Below are 24,237 nucleotides of genomic sequence, written 5' to 3'. Positions count from 1 at the left end.
GCTACGGCGTCCGCCGATGACGGTCGAACCCCCAGCGAACGGGGACGAGGCGGGGCGTCTCGCGGCTCTGCACAGCTACGACATTCTCGACACGCCGCCCGAGCCCGAGTTCGACGACATCGCGCAGATGGCCGCTCAGGCCTGCGGCACGGCGATGGCGCATATCAACTTCATCGACGCCGACCGCCAGTGGATCAAGGCCGCCGTCGGCCACGAGGCCCGCGAGATGACGCTGCATCTCGGCTTCTGCACGGACACGCTGGAGAAGGCCGATCTCCTGATCGTCCCGGATCTCTCGGAGAATCCCGAACTGGCGGACAATCCGCTCGTCAGCGGCCCGCCGCATCTGCGCTTCTATGCCGGCGTTCCCCTGAAGAGTTCCGAAGGCTGGGTCATCGGCACGCTCTGCGTGCTCGACCGGGTGCCGCACGAACTCAGCGAGCAGCAGATCTTCATCCTGCGGGCGCTGGCCCGCACAGTGATGACCCAACTCGAGATGCGCCGCACCGACCAGGCCCTGCGCCGCAGCGAAACCCGCCTGCGGCTCGCCCTCGCCGCCGCCGGCCAGGGCGACTGGGAACTCGACCTGTGGACGCTCGATCTGCAGGCTTCGGAGACCTGCCGGGCGCATTTCGGACGCACGCATGACGAGCGCTTCACCTACGAGGATTTGAAGGCGGGCGTTCACCCGGACGATCGCGAGCGGATGCAGGCCGCGGTGGCGGAGGCGATCGCTGGGCGGACCGACTACGACATCGAGTACCGCTGCATCCGGCCGGATGGCGGCGAGTGCTGGCTGCACATGCATGGCCGGCCGAGCTACGCGGAGGACGGCAGCCCGCGCGTCATGGTCGGCATTTCGACCGACGTCACGGCACGGCGCGAGACCGAGGCGGCCCTGCGTGCCAGCGAGGCCCGTCTCGCCGCCAGCGAGGCGCGCCAGGCCTTCCTGCTCAAGCTCACCGACACGATCCGGGCGCTGACCGATCCGCATGCGATCATGTCGGCGTCGGTCGAGGCGTTGGGCCGCCACCTCAAGGTCCCCCGCACCGGCTATGGGCGCATACAGCCTGACGGGCACACCATCGTGCGCGAGGTCGGCTTCACCGACGGTGTCCAGCCGACGACTGGTCCCCAGGACATCGAAGCCTTCGGCGGCGAGTTGCTGGGCAAGCTGCGCGCCGGCAAGACCATCGTCGTGACCGACGTCGCGTCCGGTACGACGGCCGACCCTTCGGTCTGGCAAGCCGTCGGCGTCCGCGCCTTCGTCGGGGTGCCGCTGGTGCGCGACGGGCGCCTGATCGCGACGCTCTACGCGACCGAGAACGAGCCGCGTGGCTGGACCTGGGACGACGTCACGCTGGTCGAAGACGTCGCCGCGCGCACCTGGGACGCGGTCGAGCGGGCCGGCGCCGAGGCCTCGAAGCGCGAGGGCGCGACGCGCCACCGCCAGATCCTCGATAGCGCCATCGACTACGCCATCATCGCCACGGACCGCGACGGCCGGGTCACCGAGTGGAACGAGGGCGCCCGGCGCATCCTCGGCTGGGACGAGGCCGAGATGCTCGACCAGACCGCCGAACGCTTCTTCACGCCGGAGGACCGCGCCAAGGGGCAGATCGAGGCCGAGATGCGCCTGGCGGCGGAGACCGGCATCGGCAACGACGAGCGCTGGCACTTGCGCAAGGGCGGCGAGCGCTTCTGGGCGAGTGGCGAGATGACGCCGTTGCGCGACGAGGCCGGTGCACCGATCGGCTTCGTGAAGGTGCTGCGCGACCGGACCAGTGACCAGCTCGCCCGCGAGGCACTCGACGAGGTCGTGCAGCGCCAGGAGATCGCCCTCGATACCGGCCGGGTCGGCTTCTTCGATTGGGACGTCGACAGGAACGTCGTCCAGGGGGACGAGCGCTACGCGGGCTTCTTCGAGATGCCGGCGAAGACGCTCGCCGACGGCGTGCCCCTCGATACGCTGCTCGGCAAGGTTCAAGCGGAGGACAGGCAGGCCGTCTCGGATCACATCACGGCAGCGCTGGAATCCCTGAGCGACTACGCCGTCGAGTTCCGGGTGAAGCCGGCCGCCAGCGAGCGCTGGCTCGTCGCGCGCGGCCGCTGCTACGCGAGCGCGGACGGGCGGCCGCTGCGCTACGCCGGCACCGTGATCGACGTCACCCACCAGAAGACGACGCAATCGCGCCTGCACGAGAGCGAGGAGCGCTACCGCTCCCTGTTCGACTCCATCGATGCCGGCTTCTGCATCATCGACATGATCTTCGACGCGGACGGCCGACCGGTCGATTACCGCTTCGTCGAGGTCAACCCGGCCTTCGAACGCCAGACCGGCCTGACGGCTGCCGTCGGACGGACGATGCGCGATTTCGCGCCGGACATGGAGCAGCACTGGTTCGACACCTACGGGCAGGTCGCGCTCACGGGTGAATCGAAGCGCTTCGAGAACGCGGCGGAGGCGCTCGACGGCCGCTGGTACGATGTCTACGCCTTCCGCAGCGGCGAGCCGTCGGTCTGCCGGGTCGCAGTCCTGTTCAACGACGTCTCACCGCGCCGCCACCTGGAACTGCAGTTGCGGCGGCTCAACGAGACGCTCGAAGCGCAGGTGGCCGAGCGTACGGCCGAACGCGACCGCGTCTGGCGCAACGCCCGCGACCTGCTCGCGATCATCGATCGGACGGGGGTCTTCCGCGCCGTGAACCCGGCCTGGGAGACCACGCTCGGCTTTCGCTCGGACGAGATCCTGGGACGCAACTTCCTCGATTTCCTCGCGCCCGAGGACATTGAGCGCAGCCGGCGCGCGCACGAGGTCGCCACGCACGAAAGCCTGTCCAACTTCGAGAACCGCTACCGGCATTTCGACGGCAGCTATCGCACCATCGCCTGGCAGACCTCGGTGGAGGGCGAGCTCGTCTACGCCTACGGCCGCGACGTCACCGTCGAGCGCGAGCGGCACGAGGAGCTGACCCACGCCCAGGAAGCCCTGCGCCAGTCGCAGAAGATGGAGGCGGTCGGCCAGCTCACCGGCGGCGTCGCGCACGACTTCAACAACCTCCTGACGATCATCCGCTCCTCGGTCGACTTCCTGCGCAGGCCCGACCTGCCGGATGACCGGCGCAAGCGCTACATGGACGCCGTGTCGGACACGGTGGAGCGGGCGGCCAAGCTCACCGGCCAGCTCCTCGCCTTCGCCCGCCGGCAGGCGCTGAAGCCCGAGGTATTCGACGTCGGCAGCCGGCTCGGAAGCGTCGCCGACATGCTCGACACCGTCACCGGCGCGCGTATCAGCGTCGTGGCGCACGTGCCGGACCATCCCTGCTTCATCCGGGCCGATATCAGCCAGTTCGAGACGGCACTGGTGAACATGGCCGTCAACGCCCGCGACGCCATGGATGGCGAGGGTACGCTGACGCTCCGTCTCGTCTGCTCGACACCGATGCCGGCCTTGCGCGGCCATGCCGGCGCGCGCGGGCCCTTCGCCGCCGTCTCGCTTCACGATACCGGCTCGGGCATCGGCTCCGAGGCGCTGGCACATATCTTCGAGCCATTCTTCACGACGAAGGAAGTCGGGCGCGGCACCGGCCTCGGCCTCAGCCAGGTCTTCGGCTTCGCCAAGCAATCGGGCGGCGACGTCTCGGTGGAGAGCGAGCCCGGCACCGGGACCACCTTCACGCTCTACCTGCCCGAGATCGAGGCGCCGGAAGGCGGCGAGATCGTCCAGGCCCTCGAATCCGACCTCTCCTCCGACGGGACCGGGCGGCGCGTGCTCGTCGTCGAGGACAACATCGAGGTCGGCCGCTTCGCCACGCAGATCCTGCAGGATCTCGGCTACGCCACCGCTTGGTCGGCCAATGCCGAGGAGGCGCTCGACACGCTCGGCAGCGACGGCGCCGGTTTCGACGTGGTGTTCTCCGACGTGGTGATGCCGGGCATGGGCGGCGTGGCGCTGGCGGAAGAACTCCGCCGCCGCCTGCCCGACCTGCCGGTGGTGCTCGCCTCCGGCTACAGTCACGTCCTCGCCCAGGAGGGCGCGCACGGCTTCGAGCTTCTGCACAAGCCCTACTCGGCCGAACAGCTGTCGCGGGTTCTGCGACGGGTCAGCGCGCGGTGGCGGCGGCCGAGGGTGGAATAGCAAGCGTGGAGGCGCCATGAGAAGCCGGCCGAAGCTGATCGCGCGCCTCGGCGCCATTCCTCCCCCGTCGAACCCGGACGAGGCGGAGGCGCGCTTTGCGACGATCGCAGGCGCGTTGCCGGCATCGCTCCGGACCGGGCCGGCGCGCGACCTGCTGCTGACGCTGGCCGACCACTCGACCTTCCTCTGGGGCCTCGCCGCCCGCGATCCCGAAGGCCTCGCGCGGCTGTTCGACGAGGCGCCGGAAGCGACCGATGCCCGCATCGTCGCCGACCAGTGCGCGGCCGGGCGCGAGACCGACGACCTCGACGCGATCGGCGCCCGGCTCCGCATCAACCGGGCCGAACATGCGCTGCTGGTTGCGCTCGCCGATATCGGCGGCGTCTGGCCGGTGAAGACGGTGACGGAGGCGCTGTCGGACTTCGCCGACGCCTCGGTCTCGGCCGCGGCCGACGCGATGCTGCTGCAGGCGGCAGCGGCCGGCCGGTTCGTTCCAAAAGACCGGAAGAACCCGCAGGTTGAGTCCGGCCTCGTCGTACTGGGCCTCGGAAAGCTCGGCGGCCGGGAGCTGAACTATTCGAGCGACGTCGACCTGATCGTGCTCTTCGACGGCGCAGCCGCGCCGCTCAGGGAGGGCCTGGAGCCGACGCCGTTCTTTTCGAAGTTGGCGCAGGGCATGGCGAAGCTGCTGCAGGAGCGCACCGCCGAGGGCTACGTCCACCGCGTCGACTATCGCCTGCGGCCCGACCCCGGCTCGACTCCGACGGCGCTGAGCCTCGATTCCGCCTATCACTATTACGAGAGCACCGGGCAGAACTGGGAGCGTGCCGCCTTCATCAAGGCGCGGCCGATCGCCGGCGACGTCCCGGCAGGCGAGCGCTTCCTCAAGGACCTGACGCCCTTCGTCTGGCGCAAGTACTTCGATTTCGCGGCCATCGCCGACGTCCACGCCATGAAGCGGCAGATCCACGCCGTGCGCGGACACGAGGCGCTGGCCGTCGCCGGCCACGACATCAAGCTCGGGCGCGGCGGCATCCGCGAGATCGAGTTTTTCGTGCAGACGCAGCAGCTCGTCTTCGGCGGCCGGCGGCCGGACCTGCGCGGGCGCGGCACGATCCCGATGCTGTCGGCCCTGCAGGCGGACGGCTGGATCTCGGGGCAAGCCCGCGACGAACTCGGCGCGGCCTACGGCTTCCTGCGCACCATCGAGCACCGCCTCCAAATGGTCCGCGACGAGCAGACCCAGCGCCTTCCCACCGACGAAGCCGAGCTGGGACGGTTTTCGCGCTTCGCCGGATACGAGACCCGAAAGGAATTCGAGCAGGCGTTGCTGGGCCATGCCGGCCAGGTGCAAGCGCATTACGCCCTGCTGTTCGAGGCGGGGCCGGACCTGTCTTCCGAGATCGGCGACCTCGTGTTTTCGGGTTCCGAGGACGATCCCGCTACGCTGGAAACCCTGCGAAAACTCGGCTTCCGCGAGCCGGAGCGCGTGGCCGAGACGGTGCGTGGCTGGCATTTCGGGCGGCGCTCGGCCGTGCGCAGCGCCCGCGCCCGCGAGGTGCTGACCGAACTGGTTCCGGCGCTGCTCAAGGCGCTCGCCGGCACGCCGGACCCGGATGCGGCCCTCGACAACCTCGACCGCGCCTTCGCCCGGATGCCGGCCGCCGTCGAGCTCCTGACCATCCTGCGCGAACGCGAACGCCTGCGCACGCTCTTCGCCGACCTCGTCGGCAGCGCGCCGCGGCTGGCCGACATCGTCGCCTTCAGCCCGCATGTGCTCGACGCGGTGATCGACCCCGGCTTCGTCGAGCCGACGACGGACGCGGCCGAGATCGCCGCGCATTACCGTGGGCTCGTCGGCACGCCCGACAGCCATGAGATCTTTCTCGACCGCTCGCGCGACGCGGCCCGCCAGCTTCGCTTCGTCACCGGCGCGCGCCTGCTCTCGGGCATCCTGACGCCCGAGGGCGGCGGCCGGGCGTTTTCGGCGATCGCCGACGCGGCCGTTGCGAGTTCGCTCGACGAGGTCACCGGGCACTTCGTTACCGAGCACGGCACGGTTCCGGGCGGGCGCATGGCGGTGCTCGGGTTCGGCCGGCTCGGCTCGCATCAGCTCACGGCGGAGTCCGACCTCGATCTCGTGGTCCTCTACGACTTCGACGCGGAAAGCCGTGCGAGCACCGGCAAGCGCCCGCTCGACGCGGCGGTCTACTTCAACCGGCTGACGCAGCGCCTCGTCGCGGCGCTCACCGTCCCGACCCGGCGCGGCCATTTCTACGAGGTCGACCTGCGCCTGCGCCCCGGCGGCGGACAGGGCTCGGTCGCCACGCAGTTCCGCAGTTTTCGCGACTATCAGCGCGAGGAGGCCGAGCTCTGGGAACACATGGCGTTGAGCCGCGCCCGCGTCGTCGCCGGCGATACCAGCCTCGCCGAGGAGGCCAAAGCGGTGATCCGCGACGCCCTGATGCGGACGCGCGACCCAAAAACCGTGAACCGTGAGGTGCGGGCCATGCGCGCCCTCGTCGCCAAGGAGAAGGGCGACGACGGCCCCCTCGACCTCAAGCTCGCACCAGGCGGCCTGCTCGACCTCGACTTCCTGGCCCAGGCTCTGGTGCTCGGCCACGCCGCCAGGATGCGCGACCTGATCGGGCTCGACGCGCCGTCCGTGTTTCGGATCGCGGCGGAGCACGACCTGCTGCCGGCCGGCGACGCCGAAACCCTCGTCGCGGCCTACCGCCTCCTCGACGACGTCCACCACTGGCAGCGCCTGATGGTCGAGGGCGATCCCGCGAAGGCGACACCCGTGGCCCTTGCCCGCCTCGCCCGCGCCGTGAGCCTGCCGGATACGCGGGCGCTGGAGACGGAGTTGGATACCCGGCGCAAGGCGGTGCGGGGGTTGTTCGATCACCTGCTGAAGGTGAAGCACTGAGCATTGTGTAGCCCGGCACGTCCGGTGTAGCCGGAAGACGCTATCCAAGTGGTTGGGGTCGCCCTGTGCAGGCCCTCTTCCTCCTTGTGGGGAGGGAAACGCTGCTGAGCCGAACAGACCTAAGCGGACAGCATAAATCACTCCCCTCGAACGCCACGAGGCTCCATGACCTTCCGCTCCGGCAACCCGGCCGTCGACCGTTACATCGCCGAGGACTACGAGAGCGTGCGCGGCATGTCTTCGCGCTTCGCGGCGACGATCTGCGCGCATGTGATCCGCCGACAGGGTGACCTCGGGATCGCGGGTCATTTCGCCGAGATCGGCACCTTCGAGGGCCGGTTCTTCATCGCCATGGCCCTCGGACTGGCGCCCGGCGAGAAGGCGCTCGGCATCGACACCTTCGACTGGCCGGATGCCGGCATCATCGACCGGTTTCACGGCCACTGCGCCCGGCTCGGGCTCGCCGAGGACCGCGTCGTCGCGATCAAGGCCGCCGCCCGCGATCTCACCCGCGCGGACATCCACGGCGCGCTCGGTGGCCCGGTGCGGTTCTGGCACGTCGACGGCGATCACACCCCCAAAAGCCTGACCGCCGACCTCGACCTCGCCGTGCAGAGCCTGCATCCGAAAGGCATTCTCTGCCTCGACGACATGCTGCACCCGGGCTACCCCCTGCTGATCGTGGCGGTGCACGAGTGGCTCGCGCGCCATCCCGAGATGCGCATGCTCGCCGTGATCGACCGCGAAGACATCGTCGCGGCGGCCAAGGTGATGATCTGCCGGGCCGACGCCATCGACCTCTACGGCCAGGACCTCGTCGACGCCTTCCCGGCCCATCACTGGAAGCTAGGGTCCGACTGGGGCGATTATTTCGCGGTGGTGCTGACGCCGAACCCGCGGCTGGCCGTGGTGGAGTAAGGGGCTTTCCATCCCCGTCATTGCGAGCCGAAGGCGAAGCAATCCAGGGCCAATGGGCCGACGTCGCGGGTGCGGCCCTGGATTGCTTCGCTGCGCCCGCAATGACGGGCGAGTGCAGCAGCGGCCCCGGTGAACAGACACTGCTCAGCGCCGCTCTTTCGGATGCGTCCCCCGATATTTACCTCTATAAGCCCGCCCAACGCCGGCTGACGGTGCCGTTTCGGCATCTCGCAGGCGACGCTTTCGAAGTCCGCAGGTTCACGATGCTCGGTGCATTCGCCAAGAAGATTTTCGGCTCGGCCAACGACCGTCGGGTCAAGGGCTTCCGCCCCCGCGTGGCGCAGATCAACGCGCTGGAGCCCGAAATCTCGGCGCTTACGGACGAGCAGCTGCGCGAACGCACGCTCGCCCTGAAGGCCGAAGTCGCCGCCGGCAAGAGCCTCGACGACGTGCTGGTGCCGACCTTCGCCCTGGTGCGCGAGGCGGCCAAGCGCGTGCTCGGCCAGCGCCACTTCGACGTGCAGCTCATGGGCGGCATGGTGCTGCACGAGAGCGGCATCGCCGAGATGAAGACCGGCGAGGGCAAGACCCAGGTGGCAACGCTCGCGGTCGTGCTCAACGCGCTGTCGGGCAAGGGCGTCCACGTCGTCACCGTGAACGACTACCTCGCCTCGCGCGACGCCGAGTGGATGGGCCGGATCTACAACTTCCTGGGGCTGACCGTCGGCACCATCGTGCACGGGCTCGACGACGATCAGCGCAAGGAAAGCTACGCCTGCGACATCACCTACGGCACCAACAACGAGTTCGGCTTCGACTACCTGCGCGACAACATGAAGTACGAACTCTCGCAGATGGCGCAGCGGGGGCATAACTTCGCGATCGTCGACGAGGTCGACTCGATCCTGGTCGACGAGGCGCGCACGCCGCTGATCATCTCCGGCCCGGTCGACGACCGCTCCGAGCTCTACGTCGCCGTCGACGCGGTGATGCCGCAGTTGCTGCGCGAGCATTACGACCTCGACGAGAAGCAGCGCACCGTCTCACTCACCGAATCCGGCAACGAGTTCATGGAGGAGGTCCTGCGCGAGGCGGGCATCCTCAGGGAGGGCGACCTCTACGACGCGCACAACGTCACGATCGTCCACCACGTCACGCAGGCCCTGCGCGCCCACACCCTGTTCACCCTGGACAAGGACTACATCGTCAAGAACGACGAGGTGGTGATCATCGACGAGTTCACCGGCCGCATGATGCAGGGCCGGCGCTACTCGGAAGGCCTGCACCAGGCGCTCGAGGCCAAGGAGCGGGTGACGATCCAGCCCGAGAACCAGACCCTCGCCTCGATCACCTTCCAGAACTACTTCCGCCTCTACGACAAGCTCGCCGGCATGACCGGCACGGCGGCGACCGAGGCCGACGAGTTCGCCGAGATCTACAAGCTCGACGTGGTCGAGATCCCGACGAACAAGCCGGTCGAGCGCGTCGACGAGGACGATCAGGTCTATCGGACCGTCCAGGAGAAGTACGACGCGATCATCCAGGAGATCGACAAGGCGCATGAGCGCCACCAGCCGGTCCTCGTCGGCACCGGCTCGATCGAGAAGTCGGAGCTGATCGGCGAACTCCTGACGAAGCACGGCTACACCCTGCTCGACTACTCCGACCCGAACGCCCTCACCGACGTCTACAAGGCCGCCCGCGAGAACCGCGTCACCAAGCGCTTCGCCGTGCTGAACGCCCGCTTCCACGAGCAGGAGGCCTACATCGTCGCCGAGGCCGGCGTGCCCGGCGCCATCACCATCGCCACCAACATGGCCGGCCGCGGCACCGACATCAAACTTGGCGGCAACCTCGACATGCGCATCGAGAAGGAGCTCGCCGATCTGGCCGACGGCCCCGAGCGCGACGCCGCCGTCGAGGCGCTCAAGGCCGAGATCGCAGAAAACCGCGAGAAGGTGCTGAACTCGGGCGAGAAGGCCAACCCCGAGGCCGGCCTGAAGAAGGACCTGCCGGGCGGCCTCTACATCGTCGGCACCGAGCGCCACGAGAGCCGGCGCATCGACAACCAGCTCCGCGGCCGCTCCGGCCGCCAGGGCGATCCCGGCCGCTCGAAGTTCTTCCTGTCGCTGCAGGACGACCTGATGCGGATCTTCGGCTCCGACCGCATGGACGGCATGCTGACGCGGCTGGGCCTGGAGCAGGGCGAGGCGATCATCCACCCCTGGATCAACAAGGCCATCGAGAAAGCGCAGCAGAAGGTCGAGGCGCGCAACTTCGACATGCGCAAGAACGTGCTCAAGTACGACAACGTCATGAACGACCAGCGCAAGGTGGTGTTCGAGCAGCGTCGCGACCTGATGGGCCAGGACACGGTGCGCGAGACCGTCGACGACATGCGCGAGGGCGTGATCGACGACCTCGTCGCGGTCCACGTGCCCGAGAACGCCTATGCCGAGCAGTGGGACATTGCCGGCCTGAAGGAGCGCACCCAGGAGGTGCTCAACCTCGACCTGCCGGTGCAGGACTGGGCGGCCGAGGAGGGCATCGCCGACGAGGAGATGCGCGAGCGCCTGAAGAAGGCGGCCGAGGAGGCCTATGCCGCGCGCTCCGAGCAGAACACGCAGGAGGTGATGACCTATGTCGAGAAGCAGGTCGTCCTGCAGACCCTCGACCACCTCTGGCGCGAGCACCTCGTCACCCTCGACCACCTGCGCCAGGTGATTGGCTGGCGCGGCTTCGCCCAGCGCGACCCGCTCAACGAGTACAAGTCCGAGGCCTTCGACCTCTTCAACAGCCTCGTCGTCGCGCTGCGCGAGCAGGTCACCGGCCAGCTCTCGCGCATCGAGATCATGTATCAGGACCCGGAGGGCGCGGACGGCACCTCGGCGAGCTTCGAGCAGGCCGGCCTCGGCCAGCCGCAGCTGCCGCAGATGTTTGCCCAGCATCTCGACCCCGTCACCGGCGAGAACGAATTCGGCCGCGGCGGTTCGGGCAGCGATGGCGGCGGCGGGCCGGCCTACGGCTACGCCGCGCGCGAAGTCTCGGCCGACACGGCCGTGCTGGAACGCAACCCCGACGACAGCACCACTTGGGGCAAGGTCGGCCGCAACGAGCCCTGCCCCTGCGGCTCGGGCAAGAAGTTCAAGCATTGCCACGGGCGGTTCGAGACCGAGGCCTGAGGGCCGCATTGGCCATTTCGGGCTCGGCCCGAACCCGCCGGGGCCTCAGGCCCCGGGCACCGTGATCACCCCGGCTGCCCGGCCGGTACCAGGATCGGCGATGGGATCCGCGCCCGCACCTTGCGCACCTGCCGCACCGTCACCGGGCGGTAGAGCTGTTTCGTCGCGTCGATGACGTGCAGGCCGGCGAAGGGCAGCGACAGGCTGGTGCCGAGCCATTCCCAGGTGCCCGCCGTCTGCAGCATCAGCCGCGAGCGCACCGGCGGCATGTAGAGCGTCTCGGCCCAACCCTCCGGCGAAAAGAGCGTGTCGCGCATCAGCCGGCCGAGCTGCGAGCGGCTATAGGGCTGGCCATGACCGAAGGGGGTGGCGTCGCGCCGCGCCCAGACACCGGTGCGGTTGGGGACGACAAGGATCATCCGGCCGCCCGGCGTCAGCACCCGCCAGACATCGGCCAGGAGTTCGCTCGGGCTCTCGACGCCTTCCAGCGCGTGGACGAGGATGACGCGATCGACCGCGGCTTCGGGCAGCGGCATCATGGTCGGGTCGGCAAGCGCCGTGATCGAGCGGCCGGTGGCCGGCCAGTTCACGACACCCTGCGTCGCCGGCATGAAGGCCAGCGTACGCTCGGCGATGTAATGGACCGACCCGAGATAGGGCGTCACGTAGCCGAGGCCGAGGATGCGCAGGCCGGAGACCGAGCCCAGGAAGCCCTCGATCGCCCGCGCTACGAAGCGATGCGTGACGAGGCCGAGCGGGCTCGCGTAGAAGGCACGCAGGTCGTTGACGTCGAGACGCATCGGGACGGGTTCCGGCACGGCCGGTTTCCTCTGCCGGACAGCTTCAGGCATGAATGGGGGTTGCCCGCTACGTGGGCAAGCGCGGCGGGGCCCATGGCTCGGAACTGCGGTGGGCAATCGCCCGTTCTCCCGCGCAATCCGCATTCGCCGCAAGGACGCGAGGCTTCATGAGCGCTGACGGATCCGAGATCCGCACCTTTCTCTGCCGCAGCGACAACATCGGCGTCCTGATCCGCGATCCCGCAACGGGCGCGTGCGCCGCGATCGACGTGCCGGATGCCGAGCCGGTGCTTGCGGCCCTCGACGAGGCGGGATGGACGCTCACGGACATCCTCGTGACGCACCGTCACGGCGACCACGTCGCCGGCATTCCCGAGGTCAAGGCGCGCACCGGCGCGAAGGTCACGGCGCCCGCCAAGGCCAGCGATGCCGTGCCGGACGTCGACCGCACGGTGGCGGAGGGCGACCAGGTCCAGGTCGGACGTTTGGAAGCGGAGGTCTGGGAGACGCCGGGCCATTGCGCCGACCACGTCAGCTACATCTTCCACGATGCCGGAGTAGCGTTTTCCGGCGACACGCTGTTCACCCTCGGCTGCGGCCGGGTGATGGAGGCCCAGCCCGAGACGCTGTGGCGCTCGCTCGAACGCTTCCTCGCTCTGCCGGACGCGACCGAGGTCTATAGCGGTCACGATTACGTGCTCGCCAACGCTCGCTTCGCCCTGGCCGCGGACCCCGACAACGCCGCGCTTCGAGAGCGTATGGCGGAAGCCGAACGGCTCAAGGCACAGGGGCGGTTCATGATCCCCTCGACGATCGGCGCGGAGAAGGCGACGAATCCGTTCCTGCGCGCCGCCGAGCCGCCGCTCGCCCGCTCGGTGAAGCTCGAACCGGGAACGGACCCGGCCACAGTGTTCACCGCGCTCCGCGCCTGGAAGAATTCCTTCTGAGAAATACCGTTCGAGGCGTATGGCCCAGCCCATCGCTTCACGCGTGCTCGCGTGACAAGCGGCGGGATGCGTGAAGCCGTCTCGACCGGAGCGCATGCCCTCCCCATCCACCACGAACCCCAAGAGTGACGCGTGATCTTTCCTGTAACCACGGCCTTCTTCGCCGGCCTGTTCGGCCTCCTCTATGTCGGCCTCAGCAGCTGGGTCGTCGGCGGGCGCGTCTCGAACGACGTCCTTTTCGGCGGCGGCGGCGACTCGCTGCAGAGACGCATTCGTGCACACGGCAATTTTTCGGAGTTCGTCCCGCTCGCGCTTCTGCTGGTCGCCTTCCTCGAAGCCGGCGGCACGAAGCACTGGATCGTCCAGGCCCTGCTTGTGGTTTTGCTGATCGGCCGGATCCTGCATCCGTTCGGCTTGTTCGCGCCCAAGAACTCCCCGCAGCAATTCGCTTGCCGCGGCGGCGGTATCCTCACCACGCTCATCGTGCTGCTGATTTCCTCGATCCTGCTGCTGGTCTGATACCGGCGGCCGTAAGCGGCGCCTTCTCTGGCAGGCGGCCTCGTGCAATCGCGACTGCACGCGGCGGAGGCGTCGACCGAGAGGGCCGCTGGTTTGGCTGTCGCGACACGCTTTCGCTTGCCAAGGGCCCACTCAGCAGGGAGGTTCACCGCAGCAGGAGCGGAGCCTCCAGCGGAGTGACATGCAGCCGGCCGCGAGCATCGAGACCAGCGCCGATCCGCGCGACGACCTCGACCACGTCGGGGTCCCGCCGACATTGCGCCTGCCACCGCGGTCGCCGCGTCTCAGCGGACCGGCGGCGAGGGCACGGCCGACACCCGTCTCGACCGATGCGCGGCTGCTGGCCATCGCCTCCGACCATCTCGCCCGGCTCGGGCCCAAGGGCGTCACCGTCGTGGCCGTCGCGGCGGAAGCCGGGATGACCCACGCCAACGTCTACCGCTACTTCCCCTCGAAGGACGCTCTGCTCGATGCCGTCGCCGGGCGCTGGCTGCGCGATGTCGAGACCCGGCTCGCCGGCATCGCCGACGCGCCCGATCCGGCCGACGACAAGATCGAACGCCTGCTCACCGCGCTCAGCCTCGCCCAGCGCGCGGCGCTCGCCGACGAGCCCAACGTCTTCGCGGTCCATCTCGACGCCAGCGTGGCCTCGCGTCCCATCGCCCGCCGCCATCGCGGCCGCCTGCGTGCCCTGGTGGAGCGGGTGGTCGAGGAGGGTATCGGCACCGGGACCTTCGTCGCCCGGGACCGCGAACGCGCCATCGCCTGCATCTTCGATGCGAGTTATCGCTTCACCCACCCGCTGGCGATCCAGCAGGATGCCGAGGTCCCCCGCGACCTGCTGGAGGCGCGACTCGGTGCGGTGATCCAGGCGATCCAGCGCATGCTGCGCTCGGGCATGTTCTGAGGCCGCCAAAAGGTTAAGTGACAGATTGCACGTTCTGTCACCGAGGCCATTCCGCTGCGGCGCCGTCTCTGCACCGCACCTAAAACGCTCATATCATTGAATTTTCAGGAGGATTTGCCGGCGGTGGATCAGGATCCCGATGCTCGCGAACACCGCCTGCATCCCACGCCTTCGGGTTGAAGCAGCATGGCTTTTCCTCCAAACCAACGCCCGCAACAGGACCGGCCTGTCAGTCGCGACGATCCGGGAGGATTTCGATCCCCCGCGGCAGCCTGACGAGCCGTCGCAGGCATTCGGAGGCTCTTCGTTCATGGCACGCAGCAAGATCGCGCTCATCGGCGCCGGACAGATCGGCGGAACGCTCGCGCATCTCGCCGGCCTCAAGGAACTCGGCGACGTGGTGCTGTTCGACATCGTCGACGGCGTCCCCCAGGGCAAGGCCCTCGACATCGCCGAGTCGGCCCCGGTCGACGGCTTCGATGCCAAGTATTCCGGCGCGAGCGACTATTCCGCGATTGCCGGCGCCGACGTGGTGATCGTCACCGCCGGCGTGCCGCGCAAGCCCGGCATGAGCCGCGACGACCTGATCGGCATCAACCTGAAGGTGATGGAAGCGGTCGGCACCGGCATCAAGCAGCATGCTCCCGACGCCTTCGTGATCTGCATCACCAACCCGCTCGATGCGATGGTCTGGGCGCTGCAGAAGTTCTCCGGCCTCCCGACCAACAAGGTCGTCGGCATGGCCGGCGTGCTCGATTCCGCCCGCTTCCGCCACTTCCTGGCGGAGGAATTCAAGGTCTCGGTGGAGGACGTCACCGCCTTCGTGCTCGGTGGCCACGGCGACGACATGGTGCCGCTGACCCGCTACTCGACGGTGGCCGGCGTGCCGCTGACCGATCTGGTCAAGCTCGGCTGGACCACCCAGGAAAAACTCGACGCCATGGTCGAGCGCACCCGCAAAGGCGGCGGCGAGATCGTCAACCTGCTCAAGACCGGCTCGGCCTTCTACGCGCCCGCCGCCTCCGCCATCGCCATGGCCGAGAGCTACCTGCGCGACAAGAAGCGCGTCCTGCCCTGCGCCGCCTACCTCAAGGGCGAGTACGGCATCGACGGCATGTATGTCGGCGTGCCGGTGGTGATCGGCGAGAACGGCGTCGAGCGCGTGCTCGAAGTGACGTTCGATGATGCCGAGAAGGCGATGTTCGAGAAGTCGGTCGGTGCCGTGAAGACGCTGATCGCGGCTTGCAAGGACGTGAACCCGGCTCTCGCCTGAGCGGCCAAGCGAGTGGGGAATGGCGAATGGAAGGTGATTCCCTTCTTCGCCGCAGCCTCGACGCACCCCACTTGCCTTTCCCTATTCGCCATTCGCCCGCGGAGCGCACATGAACATCCACGAATATCAGGCCAAGGCCGTCCTCAAGGAGTTCGGCCTGCCGGTTTCCCGGGGCGTCCCGATCTTCAAGCCTGAGGAAGCAGAAGCGGCCGCCAAGGAACTCGGCGGCCCGGTCTGGGTCGTGAAGTCGCAGATCCATGCGGGCGGACGCGGCAAGGGCACCTTCAAGGGCGCGCCCGAGGGTGCCAAGGGCGGCGTGCGCGTTACCAAGTCGATCGACGAAGTGAAGCAATATGCCGGCGAGATGCTCGGACAGACGCTGGTCACGATCCAGACCGGCCCGGCCGGCAAGCAGGTCAACCGGCTCTACATCGAGGAAGGCGCGCAGATCGCCGCCGAGTTCTACCTGTCGATGCTGGTCGATCGCGAGACCGGACAGGTCGCCTTCGTCGTCTCGACGGAAGGCGGTATGGACATCGAGACGGTGGCCCACGACACGCCGGAAAAAATCGTGACCTTCTCGGTCGATCCGGCCACCGGCATCATGCCCCATCACGGCCGCGCGGTCGCCAAGGCGCTGGGCCTCACCGGCCCGCAGGCCAAGGAAGCCGCCGAACTCACCAGCAAGCTCTACGCGGCCTTCACGGCCAAGGACATGAGCATGCTGGAGATCAACCCGCTGGTGCTCACCGGCGACGGCCATCTCAAGTGCCTCGACGCCAAGATCTCCTTCGATTCGAACGCCCTCTACCGTCATCCCGACGTCGTCGCGCTGCGCGACGAGACCGAGGAGGACGCCAAGGAGATCGAAGCCTCCAAATACGACCTCGCCTACATCGCGCTCGACGGCACCATCGGCTGCATGGTCAACGGCGCCGGCCTCGCCATGGCGACGCTGGACATCATCAAGCTCTACGGCGAGGAGCCCGCGAATTTCCTCGACGTCGGCGGCGGTGCCTCGGAAGAAAAGGTCACCGCGGCCTTCAAGATCATCACCGCCGACCCGCAGGTGAAGGGCATCCTCGTCAACATCTTCGGCGGGATCATGAAATGCGACGTCATCGCCCGCGGCGTGATCGCGGCGGTGAAGGCGGTGGGCCTCGAAGTGCCGCTGGTGGTGCGCCTCGAGGGCACCAACGTCGAGCAGGGCAAGGACATCATCCGCAATTCGGGACTTAACGTGATCCCGGCGGACGACCTCGACGACGCCGCCCAGAAAATTGTTGCCGCCGTGAAGAAGGGCTGAGCGAGACCAATGTCCATCCTCATCGATGCGAACACCAAAGTCATCTGCCAGGGCTTCACCGGCAAGAACGGCACCTTCCATTCCGAGCAGGCCATTGCCTACGGGACGAAGATGGTCGGCGGCACCTCGCCGGGTAAGGGCGGGGCGACCCATCTCGGGCTGCCGGTCTTCGACACGGTCGCCGAGGCCCGCGAGGCCACCGGCGCGGAAGCCTCCGTCGTCTACGTGCCGCCGCCCGGCGCTGCCGACGCGATCTGCGAGGCGATTTCGGCCGAGATCCCGCTGATCGTCTGCATCACGGAGGGCATCCCGGTGCTCGACATGGTGCGGGTGAAGCGCGCTCTCGAAGGCTCGAAGTCGCGCCTCATCGGGCCGAACTGCCCGGGCGTCGTCACGGCCGGCGAGTGCAAGATCGGCATCATGCCGGCCAACATCTTCAAGCCGGGCTCGGTCGGCATCGTCTCGCGCTCCGGCACGCTGACCTACGAGGCGGTGTTCCAGACCACCACCGCCGGTCTCGGCCAGACGACGGCCGTCGGCATCGGCGGCGATCCGGTAAAGGGCACCGAGTTCATCTCCATGCTCGAACTGTTCCTCGCCGACGACAGGACCGAGTCGATCGTGATGATCGGCGAGATCGGCGGATCGGCCGAGGAAGAAGCCGCGCAGTTCCTGGCCGACGAGGCCAAGCGCGGCCGCAAGAAGCCGATGGTCGGCTTCATCGCCGGCCGTACCGCGCCTCCGGGCCGCCGCATGGGCCATGCCGGAGCGATCATCTCCGGGGGCAAAGGCGGCGCCGAGGACAAGATCGCGGCGATGGAGCGGGCCGGCATCCGGGTCTCGCCCTCCCCGGCGCGACTCGGATCGACCCTCGTCGAGGTCCTTAAGGGCTGAAGCCTGGCCTGCGCGCCTGTGTTGCAGCGCACGCAGTACCGCAAGGCCCATGTAGGAGACCGGGGATGAGGGCATCCCCGGTTCGAGAGAGAGGCGGTCGCACCGGCGGCCGAGTTTGAGGACACCAAGCGATGGCACGCCAGGACGCGAACGACGCCTTCCTCGAAACCTCGTTTCTGTACGGCGGCAACGCCGCCTACATCGAGGAACTCCAGGCGGCCTACGCCCGCGATCCGAACTCGGTCGATCCCGAGTGGCAGCGCTTCTTCAAGGACCTCGGCGAAGACGACGGCCTCGTCCAGAAGAACGCGGCCGGCGCCTCATGGGAGAAGCCGCACTGGCCGATCGCCCAGAACGGCGAGATCGTCTCGGCGCTGGACGGCGACTGGAGCAGCCTCGAAAAGGCCGTCGGCGACAAGATCCAGGCCCGCGCCGGCAAGCCCGCGGACGCCCCTGCCAAGGGCGCCGAGATCGTCGCCAAGACCGGCGTCTCGGTGGAGCAGGCCACCAAGGATTCCGTGCGCGCGATCATGCTGATCCGCGCCTACCGCATGCGCGGACACCTCCACGCCAAGCTCGACCCGCTGGGTCTCTCGAAGCGCGGCGACCACGAGGAGCTGCATCCGCAGCATTACGGGTTCCAGGAAGCCGACCAGGACCGGCCGATCTTCCTCGACAACGTGCTCGGCATGGAATTTTCGACGATCCGCGAGATCGTGAAGATCCTGGAGCGCACCTACTGCCAGACGCTCGGCGTCGAGTTCATGCACATCTCCGATCCGGAGGAGAAAGCCTGGATCCAGGAGCGCATCGAGGGCAAGGACAAGGAGATCTCCTTCACCCCCGAGGGCCGGCGCGCGATCCTCAACAAGCTGATCGAGGCCGAGGGCTTCGAGAAGTTCCTCGATACGAAGTACACCGGCACCAAGCGCTTCGGACTCGACGGCGGCGAGTCCATCGTTCCGGCATTGGAGCAGATCATCAAGCGCGGCGGCGCGCTCGGGGTCGAGGAGATCGTGCTCGGCATGGCCCATCGCGGCCGGCTGAACATCCTCACCAACGTGATGGCGAAGCCCTTCCGGGCGGTGTTCAACGAGTTCAAGGGCGGCTCGGCCAACCCGGCCGAGGTCGAGGGCTCGGGCGACGTGAAGTACCATCTCGGCGCCTCGTCCGATCGCGCCTTCGACGACAATCACGTCCACCTGTCGCTGACCGCCAACCCGTCCCACCTCGAGATCGTCGATCCGGTGGTGCTTGGTAAGGTGCGCGCCAAGCAGGACCAGCTTGCCAAGCCGAATGTCGAGCGCCGCAAGGTGCTGCCGCTGCTGATCCACGGCGATGCGGCCTTCGCCGGCCAGGGCGTGGTCGCCGAGTGCCTCGGCCTGTCGGGCCTGAAGGGTCACCGCACCGGCGGCTCGATCCACTTCATCATCAACAACCAGATCGGCTTCACCACCGATCCGCGCTACTCGCGCTCCTCGCCCTATCCATCCGACGTGGCGAAGATGGTGGAGGCCCCGATCTTCCACTGCAACGGCGACGACCCGGAAGCCGTGACCTTCGCCGCCAAGGTCGCGACCGAGTACCGCCAGAAGTTCGGCAAGCCCGTCGTCATCGACATGCAGTGCTACCGGCGCTTCGGCCACAACGAGGGCGACGAGCCGGCCTTCACGCAGCCGAAGATGTACCAGCTCATCCGCAAGCACCCGACGGTGCTGGAAACCTACGGCAGGAAGCTCGTGGAGCGGAGCGACCTCACGCAGGAGCAACTCGACGCCCGCAAGGCCGAGTTCCGGGCCATCCTCGACAACGAGCTCGACGTCGCCGGCAGCTACAAGGCCAACAAGGCGGACTGGCTCGACGGACGGTGGTCCGGCTTCAAGTCGGTCCGCGAAGACGTCGACGACCCGCGCCGCGGCCAGACCGGCGTGCCGGAGGCGACGTTGCGCGAGATCGCGCAGAAGATCACCACGCCACCGCCGGGCTTCCACCTCCACCGCACGATCCAGCGCTTCTTCGACAACCGCGCCAAGGCGGTCGACACTGGCCAGGGCATCGATTGGGCCACCGCCGAGGCCCTCGCCCTCGGCTCGATCCTCATCGAGGGAAACCGCATCCGGTTCTCGGGACAGGATGTCGAGCGCGGCACCTTCTCGCAGCGCCACGCCGTGGTGATCGACCAGGAGAACGAGCAGCGCTATACGCCGCTGAACTCCGTGAAGGAGGGCCAGGCCCGCATCGAGGTGATCAACTCGATGTTGTCCGAGGAGGCGGTGCTCGGCTTCGAATACGGCTACTCGGCTGCCGAGCCGAACGCGCTGGTGCTGTGGGAGGCGCAGTTCGGCGACTTCGCCAACGGCGCGCAGGTCGTCATCGACCAGTTCATCTCGAGCGGCGAGCGCAAGTGGCTGCGCATGTCCGGCCTCGTGATGCTGCTGCCGCACGGCTACGAGGGCCAGGGACCGGAGCATTCCTCCGCCCGGCTGGAGCGCTACCTGCAGATGTGCGCCGAGGACAACATGCAGGTCGCCAACTGCACGACGCCCTCGAACTACTTCCACATCCTGCGCCGCCAGCTGAAGCGCGACTTCCGCAAGCCGCTGATCCTGATGACGCCGAAGTCGCTGCTGCGCCACAAGCGCGCCGTCTCGCGCCTTGCCGACATCGCCGACGACTCGACCTTCCACCGCGTGCTCTGGGACGATGCCGAGCACGAGGATAATGGGATCAAGCTCGTCAAGGACGACAAGATCCGCCGCGTCGTGCTGTGCTCGGGCAAGGTCTATTACGACCTGTTCGATGAGCGCGAGAAGCGCGGCGTCAACGACGTCTACTTGATGCGCGTCGAGCAGCTCTATCCGTTCCCGCTCAAGGCGCTCGCCAACGAGATGAGCCGCTTCCGCAACGCGGAGGTGATCTGGTGCCAGGAGGAGCCCAAGAACATGGGCGCCTGGGCCTTCGTCGACGACTATCTCGAATGGGTGCTCGGCCAGGCCGGCTCGTCGGTGAAGCGCGCCCGCTATGTCGGCCGGCCGGCCTCGGCCTCCACCGCCGTCGGCCTGATGTCGAAGCACGTCGCCCAGCTCCAGGCCTTCCTCAACGAGGCCCTGACGGTCTGAGCATGGCCTACTTCCTGCTCAGGCTCTCGCCGCCGCGTCCGAGCTTCCCGTTCGACGCGACGGAGGCGGAGAAAACGCTGTTCGCGGAGCATTCCGGCTACTGGCTCGACAAGGCGAAGACGGGCGAGGCCGTCGCGGTCGGCCCGGTCTTCGATGCCGCGGGTACCTGGGGCCTCGCCCTCGTCGAGGCCGAAGACGAAACCGAAGCCAAACAACTCGGCGATGCGGATCCCGTCATCCGGGCGAATGCCGGCTTCGCCTATACGCTCGCGTCGATCCCATCCCTGATCCTGCGGCAGCCCTGATGCCTGCCCGCACCCTGAATTCCAGAGGAGGTCCCCGCCTAGGGGGCGATTGATCCATGGCCACCGACATTCTCGTCCCGACCCTCGGCGAATCCGTGACCGAGGCCACGATCGGCCGCTGGTTCAAGCAGCCCGGCGACACCGTCGCCGCCGACGAGCCTCTGGTGGAGCTCGAGACCGACAAGGTCACGCTCGAGATCAACGCTCCGGCCGCCGGCGAACTCGGCGAGATCCTGGTCAAGGACGGCGAGACCGTGGAGCCCGGCGCGCTGCTCGGCTCGATCGTCGAGGCCGGCAAGGGCGGCGGCGCGAAGAAGCCGGCGGCTGCCAAGGGCGCCGAGAAGTCCGAGCAGAAGGCCGAGAGCCGCAGCGAGGCGCCGGCGAAGTCAGGGGCGGACAAGGAAGGGACCGAGGCGTCGCCGCCCCAGGAATCCTCCGCCTCCTACGGCAGCCACGGCGACGCCGCGCCGCAATCGCGTCCGAACGACGAGAACGGCCCGGCCGTCGGCAAGATCGCTCGCGAGACGGGCATCGACCCCGCGACGCTGAACGGCAGCGGCAAGGACGGCCGCGTCACCAAGGGCGATATGCTCGCCGCCAAGGACGGAAAGGGCGCGCCGGCCGCGAAGTCCGAGGCGCCGGCTCAGGAGGCCAAGCCCCCGGCCCCGCCGCGCCCGGCCTCCGCACCGGACGATGCCGCACGCGAAGAGCGCGTGAAGATGACGAAGCTCCGGCAGACCATCGCCCGGCGCCTCAAGAGCGCGCAGGACAATGCCGCGATGCTCACCACGTTCAACGACGTGGACATGGGCGCCGTGATGGCGATGCGCACCCAGTACAAGGACATGTTCGAGAAGAAGCACGGCACCAAGCTCGGCTTCATGGGCTTCTTCACCAAGGCGGTGATCGGCGCCCTCAAGGACGTGCCGGCGGTCAACGCCGAGATCGACGGGCAGGACCTCGTCTACAAGAACTACTACCATATCGGAATCGCCGTCGGGACCGATAAGGGCCTCGTCGTTCCGGTGGTGCGCAACGCCGACGACCTCTCCATCGCCGGCATCGAGAAGACGATCTCGGGTTTCGGCAAGAAGGCCCGCGACGGCAAGCTCTCGATCGACGAGATGCAGGGCGGCACCTTCACCATCACCAACGGCGGCATCTACGGCTCGCTGATGTCCACTCCGATCCTCAACGCACCCCAGTCCGGCATCCTCGGCATGCACCGGATCGAAGAACGGCCGGTGGTCCGGGCCGGAAAGATCGAGGCGCGGCCGATGATGTATCTGGCGCTGTCCTACGACCACCGCATCGTGGACGGGAAGGAGGCCGTAACCTTCCTGGTGCGGGTGAAGGAGGCGCTGGAGGACCCGGCGCGGCTCGTGCTGGATTTGTAATCGGACTGGATTGCAGCCCGCATTCTTCCCAATCGAACACGTCTTTCGATGGTGGCGGCACCTGCCATCGCACTCTTGAGCCGAGAACTGAATGTCCTACGATCTCGTCGTCATCGGCACCGGCCCCGGCGGCTACGTCTGTGCGATCCGCGCGGCGCAGCTCGGTCTCAAGACGGCCGTCGTCGAGAAGCGGGCGACGCATGGCGGCACATGCCTCAACGTCGGCTGCATCCCGTCGAAGGCGCTGCTGCACGCCTCCGAGGCCTTCGAGGAGGCGACCAAGCACTTTCCGGATCTCGGCATCCAGGTCGGGACGCCAAAGCTCGATCTCGCGAAGATGCAGGCGTTCAAGCAGAGCGGCGTCGACGGCAACACCAAGGGCGTCGAATTCCTGCTGAAGAAGAACAAGGTCGACGCCTATCACGGCATCGGGCGCATCGCCGGCGCCGGCCGCGTCGAGGTGATCTCCGAGGACGGGGGCAACCAGATGCTGGAGGCCCGCAACATCGTCATCGCAACGGGCTCGGACGTGACCCGACTCCCCGGCGTCGAGATCGACGAAAAGGTCGTCGTCTCATCCACCGGCGCGCTCGAGCTGGCCAAGGTGCCGAAGAAGCTCGTGGTGATCGGCGCCGGCGTGATCGGCCTCGAACTCGGCTCGGTCTGGCGGCGTCTCGGCGCCGAGGTCGTAGTGATCGAGTATCTCGACCGCGTGCTGCCAGGCATGGACGGCGAGGTCGGCAAGCAGTTCCAGAAGATCCTGGCCAAGCAGGGCATCGCATTCAAGCTGTCCTCGAAGGTGACGGGCGTGGAGGCGGCCAAGGGCGGCGCGACCGTCACCGTCGAGCCAGCGGCCGGCGGCGAACCCGAGAAGATCAAGGCCGACGTGGTGCTCGTGGCGATCGGGCGTGTGCCCTACACCCAGGGCCTCGGCCTCGAAGAGGCCGGCGTCCAGATGGACGACAAGGGCCGCGTCCAGACCGACAGCCACTACGCCACCAACGTCACCGGCATCTACGCCATCGGCGACGTGATCGCTGGGCCGATGCTCGCCCACAAGGCCGAGGACGAGGGCGTGGCGCTGGCCGAGATCCTGGCCGGCCAGTCCGGCCACGTAAATTACGGCGTGATCCCGAACGTGGTCTACACCTTCCCCGAGGTCGCCTCGGTCGGCCGCACCGAGGAGGAGTTGAAGAAGGACGGGGTCGCCTACAACACCGGCAAATTCCCGTTCACCGCCAACGGCCGCGCCAAGGCCAACGGCACCACGGACGGTTTCGTGAAGATCCTGGCCGATGCCGAGACCGACAAGGTGCTCGGCGTCCACATCGTCGGCGCGGATGCGGGCAACCTCATCGCCGAGGTCGCGGTGGCCATGGAATTCTCGGCCTCGGCCGAGGACATCGCCCGCACCTGCCACGCCCATCCGACGCTGACCGAGGCGGTGAAGGAAGCGGCGCTCGCGGTGGGCAAGCGCGCGATTCATATCTGAGCGCGGGTCAACAAACGCACCGCCGTCATCGCGAGCGCAGCGAAGCGATCAAGGCTATACCTACGCCGTCGGGAAGTGGCCCTGGATTGCTTCGGCTTCGCCTCGCAATGA

General features: G+C 67.9%; 15 protein-coding genes. 14 read left to right on the top strand and 1 reads right to left on the bottom strand.

The window, feature by feature from the left end:
• Positions 1-16: 16 nt before the first annotated feature.
• The 4 genes from MFF07_RS03675 to secA all read left to right on the top strand — a co-directional run bounded on the left by MFF07_RS03675 (position 17) and on the right by secA (position 11,167).
• Positions 17-4,138 (top strand): PAS domain S-box protein, encoded by a 4,122-nt coding sequence (locus MFF07_RS03675; protein WP_238230722.1) that lies wholly within the window; start codon positions 17-19, stop codon positions 4,136-4,138.
• A gap of 16 nt (positions 4,139-4,154) precedes the next feature.
• The gene (locus MFF07_RS03670; RefSeq protein ID WP_147813500.1) at positions 4,155-7,067 is read left to right on the top strand and encodes a bifunctional [glutamine synthetase] adenylyltransferase/[glutamine synthetase]-adenylyl-L-tyrosine phosphorylase; all 2,913 of its coding nucleotides are present in this window, start codon (positions 4,155-4,157) and stop codon (positions 7,065-7,067) included.
• 165 nt (positions 7,068-7,232) lie between these two features.
• Positions 7,233-7,985 carry a class I SAM-dependent methyltransferase gene (locus MFF07_RS03665; protein WP_147813498.1) on the top strand — a complete coding sequence of 251 codons (753 nt, stop codon included), beginning with the start codon at positions 7,233-7,235 and terminating at the stop codon, positions 7,983-7,985.
• Between the two features lie 263 nt (positions 7,986-8,248).
• Positions 8,249-11,167, top strand: a complete 2,919-nt coding sequence (secA, locus tag MFF07_RS03660) for a preprotein translocase subunit SecA (RefSeq protein ID WP_147813496.1) — start codon at positions 8,249-8,251, stop codon at positions 11,165-11,167.
• A 65-nt stretch (positions 11,168-11,232) separates the two neighbouring features.
• Here secA and MFF07_RS03655 read toward each other — a convergent pair whose 3' ends face one another.
• Positions 11,233-11,967: a methyltransferase domain-containing protein gene (locus MFF07_RS03655; RefSeq protein WP_238230824.1), complete on the bottom strand. Its 735-nt coding sequence runs from the start codon at positions 11,965-11,967 to the stop codon at positions 11,233-11,235.
• 167 nt (positions 11,968-12,134) lie between these two features.
• On the opposite strand from MFF07_RS03655, the gene gloB reads away from it, so the two are divergent.
• From gloB to lpdA, 10 genes are all read left to right on the top strand, one after another.
• Complete coding sequence (gloB, locus tag MFF07_RS03650) at positions 12,135-12,914, top strand: hydroxyacylglutathione hydrolase (RefSeq protein ID WP_238230720.1); 780 nt, start codon at positions 12,135-12,137, stop codon at positions 12,912-12,914.
• A 132-nt stretch (positions 12,915-13,046) separates the two neighbouring features.
• Positions 13,047-13,433: an MAPEG family protein gene (locus MFF07_RS03645; protein WP_238230717.1), complete on the top strand. Its 387-nt coding sequence runs from the start codon at positions 13,047-13,049 to the stop codon at positions 13,431-13,433.
• Positions 13,434-13,614: 181 nt separating this feature from the next.
• Positions 13,615-14,340, top strand: coding sequence for a TetR family transcriptional regulator (locus MFF07_RS03640; RefSeq protein ID WP_147813490.1), 726 nt, complete (start codon positions 13,615-13,617; stop codon positions 14,338-14,340).
• Between the two features lie 310 nt (positions 14,341-14,650).
• On the top strand, positions 14,651-15,613 hold the full coding sequence (gene mdh / locus MFF07_RS03635; protein ID WP_147813488.1) for a malate dehydrogenase: 963 nt from the start codon (positions 14,651-14,653) through the stop codon (positions 15,611-15,613).
• Between the two features lie 109 nt (positions 15,614-15,722).
• Positions 15,723-16,919, top strand: coding sequence for an ADP-forming succinate--CoA ligase subunit beta (sucC, locus tag MFF07_RS03630; protein ID WP_147813486.1), 1,197 nt, complete (start codon positions 15,723-15,725; stop codon positions 16,917-16,919).
• A gap of 9 nt (positions 16,920-16,928) precedes the next feature.
• On the top strand, positions 16,929-17,813 hold the full coding sequence (gene sucD / locus MFF07_RS03625; protein ID WP_147813484.1) for a succinate--CoA ligase subunit alpha: 885 nt from the start codon (positions 16,929-16,931) through the stop codon (positions 17,811-17,813).
• Positions 17,814-17,944: 131 nt separating this feature from the next.
• Positions 17,945-20,932: a 2-oxoglutarate dehydrogenase E1 component gene (locus MFF07_RS03620; RefSeq protein ID WP_238230715.1), complete on the top strand. Its 2,988-nt coding sequence runs from the start codon at positions 17,945-17,947 to the stop codon at positions 20,930-20,932.
• Between the two features lie 2 nt (positions 20,933-20,934).
• Positions 20,935-21,237, top strand: a complete 303-nt coding sequence (locus MFF07_RS03615) for a YciI family protein (protein WP_147813480.1) — start codon at positions 20,935-20,937, stop codon at positions 21,235-21,237.
• 56 nt (positions 21,238-21,293) lie between these two features.
• On the top strand, positions 21,294-22,634 hold the full coding sequence (gene odhB / locus MFF07_RS03610) for a 2-oxoglutarate dehydrogenase complex dihydrolipoyllysine-residue succinyltransferase (RefSeq protein ID WP_147813478.1): 1,341 nt from the start codon (positions 21,294-21,296) through the stop codon (positions 22,632-22,634).
• Positions 22,635-22,725: 91 nt separating this feature from the next.
• On the top strand, positions 22,726-24,126 hold the full coding sequence (lpdA, locus tag MFF07_RS03605) for a dihydrolipoyl dehydrogenase (RefSeq protein WP_147813476.1): 1,401 nt from the start codon (positions 22,726-22,728) through the stop codon (positions 24,124-24,126).
• Positions 24,127-24,237 lie beyond the last annotated feature (111 nt).

The organism is Methylobacterium thuringiense (assembly GCF_022179645.1).
In the GTDB taxonomy this organism is placed as follows: Bacteria; Pseudomonadota; Alphaproteobacteria; order Rhizobiales; family Beijerinckiaceae; genus Methylobacterium; species Methylobacterium thuringiense.
Note: the sequence above shows the minus strand (reverse complement) of the source record. Positions and strands in the feature narration are given on the sequence as shown.